The sequence below is a fragment of the Streptomyces sp. NPDC042002 genome, assembly GCF_055588305.1.
The window spans coordinates 215,431-234,416 of the sequence record NZ_JBVJCT010000008.1; the positions used below are offsets into that span (position 1 = coordinate 215,431).

Below are 18,986 nucleotides of genomic sequence, written 5' to 3' on the forward strand. Positions count from 1 at the left end.
GTTCGCCCCGGGTTCACCGGGATCGCCGACCCGGGCTGCGCATGATCATGCGGCCTCCGTCCACCGTGAACGTCTGGCCCTGGATGTAGTCCGCCTCGTCACGGGCGAGGAAGGCGATCAGTCCGCTGATGTCCTCGGGGAGCCCCCAGCGGGTGCCGTCACTGTCCGAGCCGAGCTGATCGGCGACGGCGGCGGTCAGCTCGGTGCGGACCTTGCCGGGTGCCACGCAGTTGACCCGGATGCCCTTGCGTCCGACCTCGACGGCCAGGGCGCGGGTGAGCGCCTCGATGCCGCCCTTGGACGCCGCGTAGGCGCTCTGGCCCGGTCCTGGGGTACGCGCCGAGTTGGAGGAGATGTTGATGATGCGGCCCCAGCCCTGGTCGAGCATCGCCGGCAGAACCGCCCTGCTGGTCAGGAAGGGGCCGGTGAGATTGGTCCGCAGCACGTTCTCCCAGCGGTCGGTGCGGGTCACCGCGAGGAGCTGGTCGTCGATCACCGCCGCGTTGTTGACCAGCACGTGCAGTGCCCCTTCCTGTGCGGTCACCTGCTCGACCAGGTCCTCGACCTGGTCCTCGTCGCCGACGTCCGCCTGGTGCAGTGCGGCGCGGCCGCCGGCGGCCTCGATCTCCTTCACCACACGGCGTCCGGCGTCCAGGGCGCTGCGGCAGACGAGGTGCACGGTGAGTCCGTCGGCGGCGAGCCGGTGCGAGACAGCGGCACCGATCCCCCGCGAACCACCCGTGACGAGAGCGACGCGGGTGGTCGCGGCCGCCTCAGGCACGACTGCCGGCGGCTACGACGGCCACGATCGAGGCGACGCTGCGGTGGTGCTCGTCGGCCTCGGCGTTCCACTGGTCGAGGTCGAACTCGACGCCGAAGTGCCGGTTGATGCGTCGGGCGAGCTGCAGCAGGTCCAGCGAGTCGAGGCCCAGGTCCTCGACCACGGAGTGTCCCGGCTCGACGGCCTGGTCGGCTATGCCCGGCTTGACTTCCTTGATCAGTTCGATGATTTCACTCAGAGCGGCGTTGGACACGGTTGTCATTGCATTCCTCCGCGGATTTGACAGGAGCAGGAGTGACCGGCACCTCTGGCCGGGCAATCCATGTCAGCAGAGCGGCGAATGAGCCAGCAAGGCCGTTATGCAGCATGATTCAGGACACCAACTGGGCCGCTTAGGCGGTGCCGGCACAAAACCCCATGTGGATGCACGGATCTCATCACTCCACTTCTCGGACAAAATGAACCAAACATCCCCGGAGAGGAAAGGGATCCCCATGCAGAGTAAAGTAAAGTAAAGCCTCCTTGACTCTTCGCCGAGGCCATCCATAGCGTCGATATACGTGAGCCCAAGTAAAGACCAAAACGGGCCCTCCTAGTGGTACGCAATCCCCGGGTCCCGGCATCGACCGAATCAGCGGGGCGTCGTCGATCGACATACCATCGGACGCATCACGCATCCGGCAGTCTCGATATCCAGGGGGCAGTGGTGGGGCGGAGCAGAACGCCGATCCCGCAATCCGCGCAGTGTTACGAACTGGCTCAGTGGCTACGCTCGCTGCGTCAACAATCCGGACTCACCTACCGACAGATGGCGGAGCTGACCGAGGGCCTCCGGATCGCGGATCCGGCGTGTTCGGCCGTCACCCTGTCCCGGGCCGACCGCGGCACCTTCCTGCCCCGTCGCCATGTCGTGGAAGCGTATGCGCAGGTCTGCGGTGCCACACGGCGCGAGGCCCGGCTGCGCTGGGAGCAGGCGGCGCGACAATCCGGCCACACGCCCGACGGCCGCGAGGTCCTCTCCGTGCCCCGCGTCGGACGCAAACTCGAACTCGTATACCACCCGGCCCATCTCCTCGAGGCGATGCACCAGGCGCGGCTCGCCGCCGGCCAGCCGTCCTTGCGCGAAATGGAGAAGAAGGCCCGTGACCTGGGTGCCGGCCCATTGCCGCGCAGCACTGTTGCGGACATTCTGGCCGGTTTTCGCATGCCGTCGGAGGAACTCCTCGTCGCCTATGTTCAGGCATGCGGGCAGCACGGGCGCCGGCTTACTCTCTGGCGCAACGCATGGGCACGCGCATTCAGTGCCGATGCCGCGTGAGGCGAGTGTCCGAAATCGACTTCTGAGAAAATTTCAACAAGGTGAAAATTACCGACCCATTAACACGGCGGAAGCGTTTTCCGACAGGTCGGTTCTGGCGCATCGCTCGTTTCCACGCGCTTGGTGTCATGACCGACGTGCCGTCCTCGGTCCGCACCCTGGGCGATGTCCGAAAAAACGGGGTCGAGGCGGGGAGGAATCAATTATGGCTTCCCGATGTCGTGGCGATGAACCAGCCCATCGGTGGAAGCGAAACGGAACCGGTGACGGAATCGACGCAGGCGTCACCCGCGACTGGCGCCCATGAAGCGGCTGGAATACCGGCGGTGGCCGGAGCCGGGCCGAAGTTGAGGGCGACCGCCAGGGTGGAGCCGGCGTCGGGCGCGGCCAGGGTGTAGCTGAGGACGCTGTTGTCGAGGGACTGGATCCGGGCCTGCGCACGTACGAGCCAGGGGTGACGGCGACGCATGCCCACCAGGGTCTGGTGAAGCCGCTGGACGGCCAGCCCGTCGGGGCCGAGATCCGACGGGGAGGCGGGAAACGCGGGACGGATGGCATCGTCCCCGCCCGCGCGGTCCTCCTTGACGCCCTCCCAGGCGCGCTCGTCTCCCGCGTAGACGGACGGTGTCCCCCCGACGGTGAGCAGCACGGTGAGCGCGTGCGCCAGGTGACGGGGCTCGCCCAGCCGGCTGGCGACGCGCGTGACGTCGTGATTGCCGACGAATGTCTGTGGCGCAAAGGTGTCGATCATGGAGTTGTGGCGCTTGAGCGCCCAGGCCAGTTCGTGCGGGTTGCTGTCGTTGAGCGAGCTCCAGATCGCCTTCCACAGCTCGTACTGCGTCACGGTGTCCAGTCCGCCCTCGATGACGTACGCCGCGTAGTCACCGTGGATCACCTCACCGCTGAACCACACGCCGGGGTGGCGGGTCCTGACCCGATCCGTGACGGTGCGCCAGAAGGGCCGCGGAACCGCGTAGGCGGCATCCAGCCGCCAGCCGGCGATGCCCCGGTCGAGCCAGTGGTCGAGGACCTCGACGACATGGTCGGCGACCGCGGGGGACGCGTGGTTCAGGGCGACGAGGTGACGGTGGCCCTCGAAAGTCCGGAAGTCGTCACCCTCGGGGACGAACCAGTCCGCGTACGGGGAGGCGGTGCCGCGCCGCGCCACGTCGGCGAAGGGGGCGAAGGACCTGCCGACATGGTTGAAGACGCCGTCGAGCAGAACACGGACCCCGCGCGACGCGGCACGGTCGACCAGTTCGAGCAGGTCTTCCTCCGTACCCAGACGGGGATCGACGCGGAAGTAGTCGGTCGTGTCGTAGCCGTGGGTCTCGGCGGCGAAGACCGGCCCCAGCGCGAGGCCGTTGCAGCCGAGCCCGACCAGATGGTCCAGCCAGTCGACCAGGACCGGCAGACGGTGCCGCGCGGGTGCGCCGGCGGGGAGAGCGGTCGGCTCCGCGCCAAGGAAGCTCAGGGGGTGGACGTGCCACCAGATGGCGTGGTCGGGCCAGGACACGGGAGCCTCCGTCAGTGGGGTCGGGTCGTGGAACCGGGCACGGTGATCGAGGAGTCGGCGAGGCGGTTCATCAGACGGGCGGCCAGCAGCAGCACCTGACGCTCCGTCTCGGTGAGGTCGACGAGTGCGATGTCGAGCCATGCGTCGCGCTGCGCCATGTCACGGGCGAGGGCCTCACGGCCCGCTTCGGTCAGTTGCACCACGCGCTGTCGTCCGTCGTGCATGTCGCGCGTCCGGCTGATCAGGCCTTCGTGCTCGAGGTCGGCGAAGACCCGCGTCAGCGACTGCGGCTGCTGGTGGTCGGCGGCGGCCAGCGCGCCGGCCGGCATCGGTCCGTTGCGCCGCAGGTGGCCGAGGACGCTGCTCTTGTTCAGGCTGAGTCCGTCCGCGGGGCGCTCCGCGCTCAGCCTGCGGGCGAGCCGGATGACGCCCTGCCGGATCTCGGCGGACGCCCGGCTGTCCCGCCGCTCGGACCCGGATCCCTCCGCGTCCTCGTGCTCTGTTCGCTCTCCCATCACATTGCTAAGGTATCACTTACGATACGACTGGAGGGTGAATCTCCAGATGGCTTGTTCCAGGGGTTTTCTTGGCGGTGGTTCTACGTGTTGCGTAGCTTTTTGAAGTCGACGCGTCGTGCGCTGCACTTCGATCCAGGAGGGATGTACCTGCGTACGACGGCCGTGACCATGGCCACCGTGCTGGGCACGTACGGATTGGCGCTGCTCGTCGAGCACGAGGCGGGGCTGCACGTGGACAGCGTGGTGCAGGCGGTGGTGATCGCCTCGGCGCTCGGTCGTGTGCAACGCCTCTTCGACCGAACCGACCGGCTGGTGGCCTGCGTCGTACTGCCCTGCGCGGCGGCGGCGGGCACGGAGCTGAGCACCTTGATCCAGCGGCACCCCGACACGGGTGACGCTGCGTTCGTCCTGGGAGTCGCGGCGGCGGTCTGGGTACGCCGGTTCGGAGCGCGCGCCACCCGGGCGGGCACGCTCGTCGTTCTGCCACTGATAGCGGTCCTCGTGGTGCCCGCCGGAACGGTGCCGGTGAGCGGGCACGAGCGCACCGCCTGGGCGGCCGTGACGGCACTGGCCGCGGTCGCCTGGGGAACCGTGGTGACGTGGACGGCGCAGCGCACCGGTCTCGTACCGCGGCCACCCTCCGCGAAGGTGACCACAGCGCCCCGCGCCCCACGCCGGCGGCTGCCCGCCAGCACCCGGATGGCCCTGCAGATGGCGGCGGCGTTGACCGCCGCGTTCGCGATCGGCCGGAATCTGTGGCCGGACCACTGGGCGTGGGTGGTGCTCACGGCGTTCCTCGTGTGCAGCGGTGCGCGCAGCCGTGGGGACGTCCTGGTCAAGGGGGCCTGGCGCACGCTCGGCGCCGCGGCCGGCACGGTGGTGGCCACCGCTGTCTCCGGACAGTTCGGACCACGGTCGGACACCGCGGTCGTCGTGATCTTCGTTGTGCTGACCGTGGCCACATGGCTGCGCGAACTCAGCTACGCGTACTGGGCGGGCTGCGTCACCGCCGTGCTCTCGCTGCTCTACGACTGGTTCGGGCAGAGCCCCGGAGACCTTCTGCACACCCGGTTGGCTGGCATCGCGGTCGGCGCGGTTCTCGGCGTGGCGGCTTCCTGGCTCGTACTGCCCATCCGTACCGAGGCGGTGATACGGGCCCGTACCGCGGCGGCGCTGTCGGGTCTGGGCGAGTTGATGGAGGCCGACTGGCGCGACGGCCCGGCCGTACGCACGGCGCAGGCCCGATTCGCCTACCGTGTCGAGCAGTTGGGAGTCGTGACGGCTCCGATGCGGATCCTGGCCGCTGTGCCCGCACCCCGGGCACTGTCCGCCCGGCGGCACCCGGACCACTTCACGCTCCGGTCCGTGACGGCGCTACGACGCTGCGGCGACCCTGTCGACGACCTCGCCGACGCCGTCGGGGCGGCACCGGACGCGCTCACCGCCGACCCGGCCGTGCTGCGACGGCGTACCCAGGTCGCGGCGCACGCGCTCTCCGTGCGCCGGGCGATCGGCCGCCGTCCGGCCCCGCCCACCGCCGTGGAAGCGGCGCCGTCGGAGCAGTCGCGGACGGCTCGGGCCGCGGTTCCGGTCAGCCGGTCCGCCCCTGCCGCCCTCGCCGCCCTGGACGCGATCGACACCCAACTCGACGCACTCAGCGCGCTGTTCGACTCACCGCCGACTGTGCCCACGTCCGACACGACCGCCGCCGCGGCCAACTGAACGGCCGACAGCGGCGGTCGAACCCTGATCGACGGCAGGCTCAGCAGTGTTGGGCGGAGTCGCGAGCGCGTCCGGGAGAGCCAAGTGCCATGTCCGGCAGCACGCGCCAGCGGCACATCAGCGGAGGCCCCGGATACTTCCCCGCGAGCACCCAGTCGGTGGACATGGTGGGGACGGCGGCCTCCCGCCGTGCCCCGAATCCCGGCTCGCCGGTGCCCTACTGGCAGAAGGGGGGAAGTCCGAACCCGTACGCCGTGGACCGCGTGTGTTCGGGCCGCAGCTCGACCGCGGTCAGGGGGACCCGCCTGACGAACACCGGCGTACCGGCGGCATCCAGCAACGCGGACCGGCCGCCGATGCCGGAACCGAGCGGTGCGGCGGCGTCCACGAGCTCGCTGAGCCTTCGCCAACGGCGCAAGGTCGTCACAGCGACCGATGACTTTCGTCGCTCCCGGCGGTCTACGTCATGAGGGTGATACGGACGGAGGCGAGGATGAGCGTGTTTGTCTTGGTTCCCGGGGCCGGGGGTTCGGCCTGGTACTGGCATCGTGTGGTGTCCGAGTTGCGGGCAAGGGGGCACGAGGCGCTCGCCGTCGATCTGCCGGGCGCCGACGAGTCCTCGGGGCTGCCCGAGTACACCGACGCGGTGGTCGCGGCGATCGGCGACCACGACGATGTCGTGCTGGTGGCCCAGTCGATGGGCGGCTTCACCGCGCCGATGGTCTGCGCCCGTGTTCCCGTAGGACTCCTGGTGCTCGTCAACGCGATGGTGCCGCTGCCGGGCGAGACTCCCGGACAGTGGTGGGGCAACACCGGCTCGGAACCGGCCCGCCTGGCGGCGGCGGAGGCAGGCGGATACGGCGCCGAATTCGACCTGGCCACCTACTTCCTGCACGACGTACCGGCCGAGGTCGCCGCCGCCGGAGCGGACCATGAGCGGCCCGAGGCCGACATCGCCTTCGGCCAGCCGTGTGACCTCGAACGATGGCCCGACGTCACCACGCGCGTGCTTGCCGCAACCGGGGACCGCTTCTTCCCGCTGGAGTTCCAGCGCCGAGTGGCCGATGACCGCCTCGGGATCGAGGCCGAGACCATTCCCGGTGGACACCTGGCCGCACTGTCACACCCGGCTCCACTCGTCGACCGCCTGGTCGAGCGGCTGCCGTGAGTCGTCCCTTGGCCTCAGATGTCCTGTGACGCCGCGCAGGCCGGGAACGTGGCCCTCGGAGATCACCCGGACAACGGGTACGTCTACGAGGCCGGTTGCCGTCGCCCGGGAAGCACGGCGGATTCCTATAAGTTCGATCACATCCCGTTGGAGAACGGGCCGGGCCTATGCGTGAGGAAACTCGCATGGCCTATATCCACCACACCACCATGAAGCCCACCAAGCTCGAACCGCTCACCGGCTGGCTGCCGAAGCAGAGTTGGTACGTGGGCGGCACGGAGGCACCTGAACTGGTCAAGGCCGGTGGGTTCCGTCCGGACGATCCCGAGGGCGCGTCGGCATCGAGTTCATGGTCGTGGTCGACGCCGTGTTCGACGTTCAGGTCAACCGCGCCCTGAAGGCGCAGGAGGCCCAGCAGACGTCGTCCGGGCGCCTCGTCGCCGGGTGGGCCTGGCCGGACGGAACAGCCGCACGGGGAGTATTCGCGACCATCGAGCCACGACAGGAGGTCGCGCGCACGCGGTAGGCGTGTGATCGTCCTCGGTGGTTCGGGCGTTCGCCGCCCCATCGGTACGTTGTCCAGGCCGGCAGGATCAGAGTGCTCCGAACTCCTTCGCCCTTCTGGCCGTGGTAAACGCCCCCACGTCACGAGGCGAAGCAAGTGCCAGGATGGCGTCGGCGCAACCCGCCGGCACTCTCCACCCCCTGGTCGGGCGGCAGATCGTATCCCCCCGGCACGAAGCTCGTTGAAGTGGTCATCGCGCAACCGCCCCCGACGGATGCGCGGCACGTGAGGGCCCGAATCCCTGCCCGGTCTCGGGCCCTCACCCCAATCCCCTGTCGTCCTGGACGCGGTCCACTGGCCGGTCACGGCTCGGTGCGGCTCGGGCGCCCTTCGGCCCCGTGCACGGACCACGGCCATGCCGGTCGCCTGGCGGTCAGTTCAGTTTGCGGCACAGCAGGGCGGCCGGCCCCTGGCCGGCGCCCACGCGGGTCGTGAAGGCGATCCCGGCGGCGTACTCGTCATCGGCGCACTGGCCCTTGTAGTCGCCGTTCGCGAAGTCGCCGCCGGCGGCGTTGACGGGCCGGTTGTCGGAACGGTCGAACCACACCGTGCGACCGGCGCCCGCCAGCGAGGAGCCGGCGGGAACACACAGGGCCGCCGATGTCCGGCCGCCGCGGCGGCTGTAGCCGATGAGGAAGTTCCCGGCGGGACACTGCAACTTGGTGTATCCGGAGGCCCAGTCGCCACCCGCGGGAACATAGCGCTCGTCGGTGACGACGGTCTGGGTGTTGTCCGCGGAGCGCAGGTCGCCGGTGGAGACGTCGGTGCACAGCGCACGGACGCCGCTGTGACCGAGCCCGGTCAGCCGCTCACCGTCGGGACACGTGGCCTTGGAAGCACCCGAGTTCCAGTCGCCGCCCGCCCGCACCCGGAGCGACTGCACATAGTCGCCGTGGTCGGTGGCCAGCATGCGCCAGCTCGGTACCGCCGCGACGGACCCGGTGCGGGTCGGGGCGGTCATGAGCCGGTTCCAGGCGGTCCCGCGCCAGTCCGACTGGTCGAGGATGCCGTACCGGTTGCCCGAGGTGTCGTAGCGCAGCAAGGACCAGTCGTCGTGGCCCTCCCAGCCGACGAGCGGCCAGTAGGCGAAGTCGACGTCGTGGTCGGCGAAGTAGTCGGTGATGTTGCCGAACCAGGTACGGGCGGCCGTGTTCGTCTCGCCGGCCCCGATGCCGAACTCGCTGATCCACACCGGCGCGGTGAAGTGCTGGTTCTCCTCCGAGGAGACGAAGAAGGCCTCGTCGTTGAGGACTTGGTAGAGCTGCTCGCGCGTGAGGTCCTGGTAGCGGGCGTCGTGGGTTTCGCCGATCCCGGTGGCGCCGCTGTGGTTGGGCCCGGTGTAACCGTAGAAGTGGGCGGAGTACACCAGCTTGTGAGCGGCGACGAGGGTGTGCGAGAGCGTCCGCGCGGGGGTGAGGGTGGGGCGGCCGTGCGGCAGCCCGTCGACCGGCAGGCCTGTCCAGTTGATCCCCTCGATGACGATGAGGAGGTTGGGATTGGCCTCGGAGAGGATGCGGTCACCGGCGAGCTGGGCGGCCGCGTACCAGTCGTGGGCGTCACCCAGACCCCAGTTGGGGTCGTCAAGCACGTCACGGCGTACCTCGTTGTAGAGGTCGGCGCCCACCACTCCCGGATCACCGGCGTAGCGGCGGGCCATGAAGACCCAGTCGTCCGCCCACTGCTGGGTCGACTGCCCGCTGTTCCAGCGTTCGTTGCCGTCGACGCCGCAGCACCATCGCGAGGTGTTGGTGTGGTTGTTGAGGATGACCGCGAACCCGTCCTGGGTGAGGGCGGCGACCACGGCGTCGTAGACCTGCAGGGGTGTCTTGCCGCGCAGCCCCGGGTTGGCCGTGACGGCGACGTCCGGCACCGGCGTCGTCGTATGGATCATCTCGTTGGAGAAGGGCAGCCGGATGCTGTTGATGCCCAACCGGTGGAAGTCGGCGAGCAGTTGGGGCAGGGACGCGCGGTCCAGGCCGAGGGGGATGCCGTAGGAGTCCTGGCCGGCGTGATGGTTGGCCGGGTCGTCGATGCTGCCGCTGCCCGTCCAGGAGCCCTGCGCGCCGTCCCAGTTGGCCGACTTCAGCCGGAAACGGTTGCCGTTGGCGTCCACGATGTACCGCCCGCGGGTGGACAACGGCGGCTGCCACGTCTCGGCCGCCGGAGCGGCGGCGGAAGCCGCCGGCGCGCTGCCCACAGGATCCACGGTGGCGGCGACCGCGCCGGGAGCGGTTGCCAGCAGCAGAAGGGCCGCCGTCGCTAATGTCAGGTACTTGCCAAATCTGAGGGTGGGCATCGGACCTCTGTGAGTGGATGTCGATACGCGGACGGAGGAATCTCTGCCGGTCGGCGCCCGAGTAGCGGTGCCGGCCGATGTGTTCCGGCGTGACGGGCCGAGCCGGCTCTCGTGCGGCGGCGGCCGCCGGCCTGCGGGCGCCCCGCTGCCGCCTCGACGGACGGGTCGCGCCGCCGTGCTCGTGAACGGGGTTTTGGTGGACGAGGCGCGCGCGACCGGAACGTCGGCTGCGCCACGGGCTCTTCATCCTCCCCGTTGACCACAGGTATGGACCCGAGCCTAGCGGGAAGGCCGAGCCCGGGCGATGGTTCCGGTCAGGCGTGACACCCGGCACGGAAGCGCGCGCCCGCAGACGTAGTGGGCGGTGGGTCAACGCCTTCGGCGGCGATCCCTGTTCCGCGAGCCCGTGGGCCGCGGTGACGGCTTCCGTGAGCCGCTGAGGGGTGTCGAGGCCGATCCAGGCAGCTCACCGACCACAGCCGCCCACCGAGGAAAGGTGGAGGCACTGGCTTCCCGGCACCCGGACCTGCCGCTGATCGCTCGGACGCACGCCGGTCACCTGGTGGTACTCACTCCGCATGCGAACGTTCCGTTCGCCCCGAGCACACCTACAACCGGAGCGGACGGCCGAACCGCGGCGGCAGGTGGGTACTGCCCGGAGCGGCGCAGCCGTGACGCTCCAGGGCGGACACAGCTGCTGGGCCGGCTGCCGCAGGCAGTGCAGGATTCGCTGGTGTGGAACGCCTCCAGCCGAACCGATGCCCGAACCGATGCCCGGGCCGGTACCCGGATCGGCAGGCGGATCGGCACCCAGGTCGGCCACGTTACGGAACGGCTGCCGCGGACGCGCCGAGGGCCGACCGGCCATGATCCATCCGGTGGTGACTGATGGATCATGGCCTGGCCCGGTCAGCCAATCAGCCGGTCAGCGGACTCGGATGAACAGCACGTCGTATCCGCTGTTCGTGCCGCGGGTCTTGACGTAGACGCCGTCCGAACCACCGTTGGGGTTGCCGGTGTTGCCTTCGACGGTGGTGAAGCTGGAGCCTCCGCTCACCGTCCTCACGATGCCTATGTGCTCATGGCCGCCGGTGTAGTTGTTGCCGCCGTCCCAGTCGAAGGCCACGATGTCGCCCGGCTGCGGGTTCGTCGTGACCGAGAGGTGGTAGTTGCCGGCCCGTGCCTGGTTGACCCAGCCAGAGACGTAGGTGTTGCGGTAGGAGGTGGCGCCCGTCTGCTTGGCCACCCAGCTCACGAAGGTCGCGCACCAGGCGTAGTTGTTGGTGGACAGCGACAGACCCACGGCCGACCCGTAGCTGTTCGCCCGGGCGCTGCCCTCGACCGTGCCGACCTCGGCCGCGGCCACATCGAGGATCTTGCTGTAGCCGCCGCCGGGCGCGGGCGACGAAGGCGGGGTGACCACGCCGTACAGAGCGGCCTTGGTGTTCGCGCCCACCTGGCCGTCGACCGACAGGCCCTTCTCGGCCTGGAAGTCCCGGACCGCGCTGTCGGTCATCGACCCGAAGTCGCCGTCAACGGCGAGATCGGCCCCGTGGTGGTTGAGCAGGCTCTGCAGTTCGGTGACGCAGCCGCTCTTCTGGCCCTTCACGATATTGCTCGGGCACGAGCTGGAGTTCAGGTTGATCGGCGCCGGTGCGCCGCTGCCGCCGCCCGTGCTGATGTTCGAGTAGAGGGCGTTCTTGGTGTTCGGACCGACCTCGCCGTCGGCGGAAAGGCCCGCCGAGGACTGGAACGACTTCACGGCCGTCAGAGTCTGGGGCCCGAACTGGCCGTCCACGTCGAGATGCTGGCCCTTGCCGTTGAGCAGGGCCTGCAGTGTCGCGACGCAGCCGCCGCTCTCCCCCTCCACGATGTTCGAGGGGCAGGACGCCGATCGCAGGTCCAGAGCCGTCGACGGCGACTCGTCGGTGTTGTAGAGCTCCCGCTTGGTGTTCGTGCCGACCTGGCCGTCGACCGACAGGCCGTGCGAGGACTGGAAGCTTCGGACCGCGCTGTCCGTCCCCGACCCGAAGTCGCCGTCGACGTCGATCGAGTAACCGAAGTGGCGGAGCAACCGCTGCAGTTCGGTGACGCATCCGCCCTTGTCGCCCTGGACGATGTTCGCCGGACACGACGAGGACGTGAGATTGACCGGTGCGGGCGCCGAGCCCCCGGTCGCGTACAGCTTGCTCTTGGTCTGGGGGCCCACCTGCCCGTCCACCGCGATCGCGACGGAGGCCTGGTACTCGCGCACCGCGTAGAGCGTGTTCGCCCCGAAGTTGCCGTCCACCACCAGGCCGGCACCGTGCGCGTTGAGCAGGTTCTGCAGCTCCGTGACGCAGCCGCTCACCTGACCCTGCAGGATGACGCCGGGGCAGGACGAGGAGGTCAGCTTGACGGCCGCGGGCGCCGCCGACGCCGGATTGGCACCGAGCAGGGTGCCAGCCGAGAGAAGCGCCGTCGTGGCGGCGAAAACCCCGATACGGACCCTCCAGCCCGGTCTCGCGCTCATGACGCCCCCATGCCGGGTGTGCGCTTTGTCGCCGTGAACATGAAATGAGCTCTTTCTCATGACTGCGAAACATCTCCTTCGTCGGATCTGCGGATTACCGTCGGGCCGGTCGGCCGACCCGAAACCGCAGCGTGCCGGGATTTGTCGTTCATGGAAGGTGACGCCCGCCCGGCACACGCCCTGCCTCAGGCTCGGATCCGGTAAATGGCGGAGAAATTGGCATTTTGACCGCGTCGGCACATTTGCGAGCCAACGGCCTTACCTGGCAACGGAGTTGAGGTAGTCGAAAGTCATGATCGGGCTGTCGTTCCGCGCACGACGGTGACAGTTCACGCCCCTGTGCACAATGTCGCGTCACACAACTGGCTGGATTTCACCGTTGTCAGTGGCCGGTAAAAACGCATGCGCGACAGCCTTTGGGAATTTGATCCTTTTCGGCGCTCTGTCTCATTGAGCCGCTTCCAGCCTCGTTTCGTGCAGGCCAAGCGGAAAGGGAAGACCGCCGGCCCAGGTCGGCAATGCGTACGGAAATCCGCGCGCTGCCGCGGCGGAGATCGCGGAGGATTCGCGGCGCTATGAGGGTGGCCATGGCTTCCTCGCCCTTTGCCCCCATCGTGGCGTGGGAGAGGCCGACGGGGCCGGAAGGTGGCTACGTGTTCTGTGCCCGGTCAGGCGTCCCAGGCACGAGGACGGCTCAACGCCTCCCATTCGGGGCGGAGCAGTGAGAACAGGGCGAGGTCGTGGCGCCGGCCGCGATGGAGACAGGCGGCACGGCTGACGCCCTCCTGCACGAAGCCGGATTTGGCGAGGACCGCGAGGGCGGGGGCGTTTTCGGTGTGAGTCTCCGCGGCGAGCCGGTACAGCGGGAGTTCACCGAACGCCAGGTCCACGAGAGCGTCGAGCGCGTCGGCGCCGTGACCGTGGCCTCGATACCGCGGGTCCAGCATCAGCTCGACCTCCGCGGTGCCATCGCCCATGTTCTGGACGCTCAGGGCGATGTGGCCGATGGGGGTGCCGTCCGGGAGCAGGACGAGGAAGTCGTCGCGATCGTCGTCGTCGCTGTCGCGCTCGATGCGCTCACGCGTCGCGGTGAGTGAGCGCGGCCAGGTGCCGAATTGATAGGCGTTCACCGGATCGGATCGCCAGCCGTGCAGGAGCTCGGCGTCTTCCACCTCGACTACCGCGAGACCAACAGCCCGGGCACGCCAGGAGAGCTGTCTCTCCGGCTCCGCGTCACGCTCGTCGTCCGTGGTCCCGGCGTCTTCGATCACGGTCGGATGCTACGGACGGCTCCAGGCCGGAGCCACCGAGTTTCCCCGCTCAGCCTCGATGGCCGCGCCCTGCGGCGGGGCCGCGTGCTCCTGGCTCGGCGTGATGTCGTCCGCGGACGTCCGGGACTGTCCTGAGATCCCGGCGTACCCATGGGCGCGCGGGAACGTCAGCTCGCCCTGTCCGCCGCAGCCGTGGCCTCGTGGGTACGTTCGTGTTCCACCCGGGCCGTTTCCAGGAGGTGCAGCCAGGAGGTGACCGTCGGACGGCGGCGGAGCAGGGCACGGCGCTCACGCTCGGTCATACCTCCCCATACGCCGTGCTCGATGCGGTGGTCCAGCGCATAGGCGAGGCACTCGGTGAGTACGGGGCAGCCGATGCACAGTATTTTGGCCCGGTTCTGCGCGGCGCCTTCGACGAACAGGTCGTCGGGATCGGCCGTACGGCACAATCCTCGGTCGCTCCAGTCGGTGCTCGTCATCTCGTGATGCCGTCCTCTCCCCTGGCCCCCGCCTGCGAGTTGCCCGACTGCCCTGGGCAACAGGCATATGACACTACGCCTTTCGAGGACCGTCACTCTATCTGCCGCACGCACCACACCTTCGAGTGAGCGCCGCTTGCCTCCCGCGCACAGCCGCGCTATGGAGGTGCCTCAACGGTCTACGGTCCGGATCAGGACCTCCGGAGGGCGATACAGCCGCCCTCGCCCCCTTCGTCGCGCAGGAAAGCAGGAGCCATGTCCCGGAACAAGCAGACCGTCGAGACCTATCTGGACGGCTTCCGCAAGAACGATCACGCACAGATCCTGAGCTGCCTGACCGACGACATCGAGTGGACGGTTTTCGGCGGCTTCCACCTGACCGGCAAGGAGGCGTACGACGCCGCCATCGAGGGCCCCGGCTTCGTCCCGCCTCCCCAACTGGAGGTCGTACGCATGGTCGAGGAGGACGACGTGGTCATGGCCGAACTCACCGGAACGGTGACGCGCGACACGGGTGAGGTGATGCGCATGTCGATGGCCGAGGTGTTCCGCATGCGCGAGGGGAAGATCTGCGAACGCCGCGCCTGGGTGATCGAGCTCAAGCAGAACGCCTACGTCTGAGGTCGCCGGCGGGACAGCCCGCTGGGGCTTCTGTGTCTGCGCGCGAGCCGCCGCCTCCGCTCACGTCACGGCCCGATCCGCGAGCACCGTTTCACGGAACGCGGCCACCACGGGTCGTAGATCAACTCGATGCCAGGCGGCCCACAGCTGAACGGACCCTTCGTACCAGGGCGGTTCGCGTACCGCGACGCCTGACGAACGTGTCGCGCCAGGCCGGATCCTGTGCGTCGCCCACCGCGATCCACGGCTGCCCGTCAAGGATGTCGGACGTCAACTCCGTTGCCAGGACAAGGGGATGCTTCTCGGGCAACGCGAGTCCGGCACCTTCACGCCCGACGGCATCAGCGACGACGACGCCGTCACCCTGTTCCACGGCGTCTACGAACAGGGCCTGACCGCGCTGATCCACACCCTCACCCCGCCCGCCGTCCCGAACTAGACACAGATCCAGATCCAGGCCCAGATCCCTGGAATTCGCAGGCCCGGCTGCCCGTCCGCCGTTTCGGCGGCCGGAGTCAGCCCGCGCGCAGCGTCGCCGCCGCCTTGTAGGTGCGCAGCACCGGCGCCGTCTCGATCCGCGTGACGGCGTCCCAGGCCAGCCGCCGCGTCAGGTAGTGGTGCAGGGCCTCCGCGTCGCGGCACAGCGCGTGGGCGACGAGGTTCGTCGGGCCGGTCGTCGCGGCGACCACCGCGAGTTCGTCGTGTCCGGCCAGCGCTGTCGCCACCGTATCCAGGTGTGCCGGGGCCACCTGCATCCACAGCAGCGCGGACACCGTCACGCCCAGCAGCCCCGGATCGATGTCGACGTCGAAGAACAGCGCCCCGCGTGCCCGTAGTTCGGCCAGTCGGCGGGCGGCGGTGGACGCGGTGGTGCCGGTGGCGGTGGCCAGTTCCGCGTAGCTGAGGCGCGCGTCCTCGCGCAACGCGGACACCAGCAGGCGGTCCGCGTCCGTGAGGAGACGGGCGGGGGCGTCGGAGGCTGCGGGGCCAGCGGAGTTCGCGGTGTTCGACGTGTCCGCCGTACTGGTCTCGGCGCGCAGCCGGGCCTCCTGGTCCGCGTCCAGGGCGTCGACCCGGCCGCGCCACGCCGTCGGGCCGCCCAGGTAGGTGTGCAACAGGTAGTGCGCCGACACGGCCGTGATCCCTGCGGTGCGGGGGATGTCGCGCAGCAGCAACGCGTGCGCGTCCGGTCCCGCGGGCGCGGGCGCGGTGTGGATGATCGCGACGATCTCGGTGCCTCCGGAGGTGAGTCGTACCCAGGAGGTGTCGGAGCGGCGGGCGAGTGCCAGCGCGATGTCGTGCGCGGTGCGCGTCGCGGCGGTCAGCCGTACGAACCATTGGTGTGTGCCGGAGCTGCGGGGCGTGGGCAGGGCGACCACGCGCAGCCCGGCCCGCGCGTACAGCCTGCGGTAGCGGCGGGCCACTGTCTGCGTCGAGGAACCGAGGACATCGGCGACGAGGGTGAACGGCGCCCGCGCGTCCACATGCAGGGCGTGGATCAGACCCCGGTCCAGTTCATCCAGTACGAGCACACTCACAAAATTAGCCGACCGGGATGGAAGAAATCGCTGAAGACGGCTGGAGAAATGGAAGCGTGTGGAAGCCGGGCGGCACGCTGGTCACCGGCCGCCCGCCGTACGGCGACCGTCCCGTGCACGGCCCGGCCGCCACCGACACACCCGGCCACCACCGACACAATCGTGCAGTCCCCGGGGGGGAGACCCATGTCCCGCACCACGCATCGCACCGCCGGCCCCGGCCGGCCCGCCACCGTCGCCCCGCCGGACTCCGGCCGCCGTGGGCTCGCCCTCGCCGCGGTGCTGACCGCCGAGGCGATGAACCTCCTCGACGCCACGATCGTCCAGGTCGCCGGCCCCGTCATCCACACCGACCTCGGCGGAGCACGGGCCACGATCCCGTGGTTCAGCGCCGCCTACACCCTCGCGTTCGCCCTCGGCCTGCTGACCGGTGCCCGGCTCGGCGACATCGCCGGCCGGAGACGGGTCTTCCGCGTCGGGGTCGTCGTGTTCGCCGCCACCTCCCTGGCCTGCGCGCTCGCGCCGGGCGCCGCGACGCTGATCGCGCTCCGTGCCGTGCAGGGCGCGGCGGCGGCCGTGATCATCCCGCAGACGTTCGGGCTGATCCGCGCCATGTACGACGGCGACGAACTCACCCGGGCCCTCGGCATGATCGGTCCGGTCATGGGCCTGTCCGCGGTCCTCGGCCCGGTCCTCGGGGGCCTCCTGACCCACGCCGACCTGTTCGGCTCCTCGTGGCGCGCGGTCTTCCTCGTCAACCTCCCGCCGGCCGCCGCGGTCCTGGCCGCGTCCCGGTACCTGACCGAGGACCGGGCGCCGGCCCGGCCCCGCCTCGACCCGGCCGGCACGGTCCTCGCCATGCTCGGCACCGCCCTGGTCGTGTGCCCGCTGGCCTCCGGCAGTCCCGGGCCCGCGAGGTGGGCCGTCGCGGCTGCGGGAGCCGTGGTTCTGGGCGTGTTCGTGATGCATCAACGCCGCGCCGGGCGCCGCGGCCACGCACCGCTGATCGAGCCGGCCCTGCTGCGCGGCCGGGCGTTTCCCGCCGCGCTGGCCACGTCGACGCTGTTCTTCGCCGTGATGAACGGCGTCATGATCACCGTCGTCCTGCACCTCGAACTCGGCCTGCACGACGGTCCGCTCACCGCGGGGCTCACCCTGCTGCCGTGGTCCGCCGGACTCGCGATCGGCTCCTGGGCGGCCGGCTCGCATCTGGTCGCACGGTACGGGACGCGCGTCATGCACACCGGTATCGCCGTCCTCGCGATCGGGCTGGCAGCCGCCGTCCTGGCGTACCGCAGTGCGGATCCCGGCGGCTATCCGGCCGCGCTGCCCGTCGCGCTCGCCGTCGCCGGGCTGGGCACCGGCCTGTTCACCCCGCCGTTCTTCAGTACGGCGCTCAGCGGCGTCGGCCCGCAGGAGACCGGTTCGGCGGCCGGCCTGCTCAACGCCGTACAGCAACTCGGCGGCACACTCGGTGTCGCGGTCATCGGCGGCATCTACCTGGGGGCGGCCGGCAACGCGCGCACCGCGGCCGAGCACGCCCTGGGGGTCACCGGGGTGATCCTGGCAGCGACCGCGGTGGCGGCCATGGCCATGACCGCGCGCCCCGCTACCCGCTGACGGCCAACTGCCGCCGGCCACCACCGGCCTCGTACGGCTCGGGCAGCCGGAAGCCGGCGACAACAGCCGGGCCGCCACCACCGCGCGGGAACACCCCGGCCCACATCGGCGACGTACGAACGAAGAACCCGCGCCCGAACCCGCCGCACGCACAAGGCACCCGCCCCTACCCGGCGCGGGTGCCGACAGGGCGCCCGCAACCGGCACGAACTCATGGCGCCCGCCCGCGACCAGTGCGGGCGGGCGCCACGGCTCGCAACCGGCGTGGGCGCGGGACGTCAGGCCCGGCTCAGGACTCCGCGCGCCTCGGCAGCCGCCAGTTCGGACGTACGAAGTGGCAGGTGTAGCCGTCGGGATAGCGCTGAAGGTAGTCCTGGTGTTCCGGCTCCGCCTCCCAGAACGGACCGGCCGGTGCGACCTCGGTGACAGCCTTCCCCGGCCACAGCCCGGAGGCGTCGACATCGGCGATGGTCTCCTCGGCGACCCGCTTCTGCTCGTCGTCGACGTAGAAGATGGCGGACCGGTAGCTGAGACCGATGTCGTTGCCCTGCCGGTTCTTCGTGGACGGGTCGTGGATCTGGAAGAAGTACTCCAGGATCGTCCGGTAGTCCGTCTTCGTGGGATCGAACGTGATCTCGATCGCCTCGGCATGCGTCCCATGGTTGCGATACGTCGCGTTGGCCACGTCGCCACCGCTGTATCCCACCCGGGTGTCCAGCACGCCCGGGAACGTCCTGATCAGATCCTGCACGCCCCAGAAACAGCCGCCCGCCAGCAGCGCCTTCTCCTCGTTCCGGCTCATCGCACGCACCCTTCTTCCTCGTCCTCGTCAGACTCGCACAGGCGCCACCGCACGCGCTCCGGGCGGTCCGTCTCCCCCGCCGTCGCAGCGACGTGGCACCGAACTGCACAAGGCCGGAAGGGCCGGTCGAAATTCCCGGTCCGGCCCCTGAGACGTGAGAGAGACCGGTGGCGGGGGGGGGGGGGGGGGGGGGGGGGGGGGGGGGGGGGGGGGAGAACAGCAGAACAGCGCCGACGAATAAACCAGGAGCATTGCCCTT

General features: G+C 69.9%; 17 protein-coding genes and 1 pseudogene. 7 read left to right on the forward strand and 11 right to left on the reverse strand.

All coding sequences use genetic code 11. The annotated features are described in order from the left end of the window. Nucleotides 1-13 precede the first annotated feature (13 nt). Nucleotides 14-781, reverse strand: coding sequence for an SDR family NAD(P)-dependent oxidoreductase (locus ACZ6KY_RS15500; protein ID WP_469310805.1), 768 nt, complete (start codon nucleotides 779-781; stop codon nucleotides 14-16). Beyond that, on the reverse strand, nucleotides 774-1,034 hold the full coding sequence (locus ACZ6KY_RS15505; protein ID WP_469310806.1) for a phosphopantetheine-binding protein: 261 nt from the start codon (nucleotides 1,032-1,034) through the stop codon (nucleotides 774-776). The genes ACZ6KY_RS15500 and ACZ6KY_RS15505 overlap by 8 nt, the downstream gene beginning before the upstream one ends. 453 nt (nucleotides 1,035-1,487) lie before the next feature. On the opposite strand from ACZ6KY_RS15505, the gene ACZ6KY_RS15510 reads away from it, so the two are divergent. Continuing rightward, nucleotides 1,488-2,099 carry a helix-turn-helix domain-containing protein gene (locus ACZ6KY_RS15510; protein WP_469310807.1) on the forward strand — a complete coding sequence of 204 codons (612 nt, stop codon included), beginning with the start codon at nucleotides 1,488-1,490 and terminating at the stop codon, nucleotides 2,097-2,099. A 199-nt stretch (nucleotides 2,100-2,298) separates the two neighbouring features. Here ACZ6KY_RS15510 and ACZ6KY_RS15515 read toward each other — a convergent pair whose 3' ends face one another. Continuing rightward, the gene (locus ACZ6KY_RS15515; RefSeq protein WP_469310808.1) at nucleotides 2,299-3,615 is read right to left on the reverse strand and encodes an alpha-amylase family protein; all 1,317 of its coding nucleotides are present in this window, start codon (nucleotides 3,613-3,615) and stop codon (nucleotides 2,299-2,301) included. 11 nt (nucleotides 3,616-3,626) lie between these two features. Further along, nucleotides 3,627-4,130, reverse strand: coding sequence for a MarR family winged helix-turn-helix transcriptional regulator (locus ACZ6KY_RS15520; RefSeq protein WP_469310809.1), 504 nt, complete (start codon nucleotides 4,128-4,130; stop codon nucleotides 3,627-3,629). Nucleotides 4,131-4,274: 144 nt separating this feature from the next. Between ACZ6KY_RS15520 and ACZ6KY_RS15525 the strand changes: the two genes are divergently transcribed. After that, entirely contained in the window at nucleotides 4,275-5,855 is a 1,581-nt protein-coding gene (locus ACZ6KY_RS15525) for an FUSC family protein (protein ID WP_469310810.1), read from the forward strand. Nucleotides 5,856-5,946: 91 nt separating this feature from the next. Here ACZ6KY_RS15525 and ACZ6KY_RS15530 read toward each other — a convergent pair. Continuing rightward, nucleotides 5,947-6,282 (reverse strand): annotated as a pseudogene (locus tag ACZ6KY_RS15530) (protein kinase family protein); the annotation flags it as partial. A gap of 66 nt (nucleotides 6,283-6,348) precedes the next feature. On the opposite strand from ACZ6KY_RS15530, the gene ACZ6KY_RS15535 reads away from it, so the two are divergent. Further along, nucleotides 6,349-7,023 carry an alpha/beta fold hydrolase gene (locus tag ACZ6KY_RS15535; RefSeq protein ID WP_469310811.1) on the forward strand — a complete coding sequence of 225 codons (675 nt, stop codon included), beginning with the start codon at nucleotides 6,349-6,351 and terminating at the stop codon, nucleotides 7,021-7,023. A 185-nt stretch (nucleotides 7,024-7,208) separates the two neighbouring features. After that, on the forward strand, nucleotides 7,209-7,421 hold the full coding sequence (locus tag ACZ6KY_RS15540; RefSeq protein ID WP_469310812.1) for a maltokinase N-terminal cap-like domain-containing protein: 213 nt from the start codon (nucleotides 7,209-7,211) through the stop codon (nucleotides 7,419-7,421). Nucleotides 7,422-7,961: 540 nt separating this feature from the next. Here the strand turns inward: ACZ6KY_RS15540 and ACZ6KY_RS15545 are convergent. The 4 genes from ACZ6KY_RS15545 to ACZ6KY_RS15560 all read right to left on the reverse strand — a co-directional run bounded on the left by ACZ6KY_RS15545 (nucleotide 7,962) and on the right by ACZ6KY_RS15560 (nucleotide 14,146). Next, nucleotides 7,962-9,884, reverse strand: a complete 1,923-nt coding sequence (locus ACZ6KY_RS15545; protein WP_469310813.1) for a glycoside hydrolase family 5 protein — start codon at nucleotides 9,882-9,884, stop codon at nucleotides 7,962-7,964. A gap of 925 nt (nucleotides 9,885-10,809) precedes the next feature. Continuing rightward, nucleotides 10,810-12,396, reverse strand: a complete 1,587-nt coding sequence (locus ACZ6KY_RS15550; protein WP_469310814.1) for a peptidoglycan-binding protein — start codon at nucleotides 12,394-12,396, stop codon at nucleotides 10,810-10,812. Between the two features lie 668 nt (nucleotides 12,397-13,064). Then, complete coding sequence (locus ACZ6KY_RS15555) at nucleotides 13,065-13,667, reverse strand: GNAT family N-acetyltransferase (protein WP_469310815.1); 603 nt, start codon at nucleotides 13,665-13,667, stop codon at nucleotides 13,065-13,067. Between the two features lie 167 nt (nucleotides 13,668-13,834). After that, nucleotides 13,835-14,146, reverse strand: a complete 312-nt coding sequence (locus tag ACZ6KY_RS15560; RefSeq protein ID WP_469310816.1) for a WhiB family transcriptional regulator — start codon at nucleotides 14,144-14,146, stop codon at nucleotides 13,835-13,837. Nucleotides 14,147-14,401: 255 nt separating this feature from the next. Here ACZ6KY_RS15560 and ACZ6KY_RS15565 point away from each other — a divergent pair, with 255 nt between their 5' ends. Both ACZ6KY_RS15565 and ACZ6KY_RS15570 read left to right on the forward strand, forming a co-directional pair. Then, a complete protein-coding gene (locus tag ACZ6KY_RS15565; RefSeq protein ID WP_469310817.1) occupies nucleotides 14,402-14,767 on the forward strand; it encodes a nuclear transport factor 2 family protein in 366 nt (121 codons plus the stop codon). A gap of 295 nt (nucleotides 14,768-15,062) precedes the next feature. After that, a complete protein-coding gene (locus ACZ6KY_RS15570; protein ID WP_469310818.1) occupies nucleotides 15,063-15,206 on the forward strand; it encodes a hypothetical protein in 144 nt (47 codons plus the stop codon). 76 nt (nucleotides 15,207-15,282) lie between these two features. Here ACZ6KY_RS15570 and ACZ6KY_RS15575 read toward each other — a convergent pair whose 3' ends face one another. Beyond that, nucleotides 15,283-16,299, reverse strand: coding sequence for an Lrp/AsnC family transcriptional regulator (locus ACZ6KY_RS15575; protein ID WP_469310819.1), 1,017 nt, complete (start codon nucleotides 16,297-16,299; stop codon nucleotides 15,283-15,285). Between the two features lie 192 nt (nucleotides 16,300-16,491). Here ACZ6KY_RS15575 and ACZ6KY_RS15580 point away from each other — a divergent pair, with 192 nt between their 5' ends. Further along, on the forward strand, nucleotides 16,492-17,925 hold the full coding sequence (locus tag ACZ6KY_RS15580) for an MFS transporter (protein WP_469310820.1): 1,434 nt from the start codon (nucleotides 16,492-16,494) through the stop codon (nucleotides 17,923-17,925). Between the two features lie 289 nt (nucleotides 17,926-18,214). Here the strand turns inward: ACZ6KY_RS15580 and msrA are convergent, their stop codons facing one another. Beyond that, entirely contained in the window at nucleotides 18,215-18,727 is a 513-nt protein-coding gene (gene msrA / locus ACZ6KY_RS15585; RefSeq protein WP_469310821.1) for a peptide-methionine (S)-S-oxide reductase MsrA, read from the reverse strand. Between the last annotated feature and the right edge of the window lie 259 nt (nucleotides 18,728-18,986).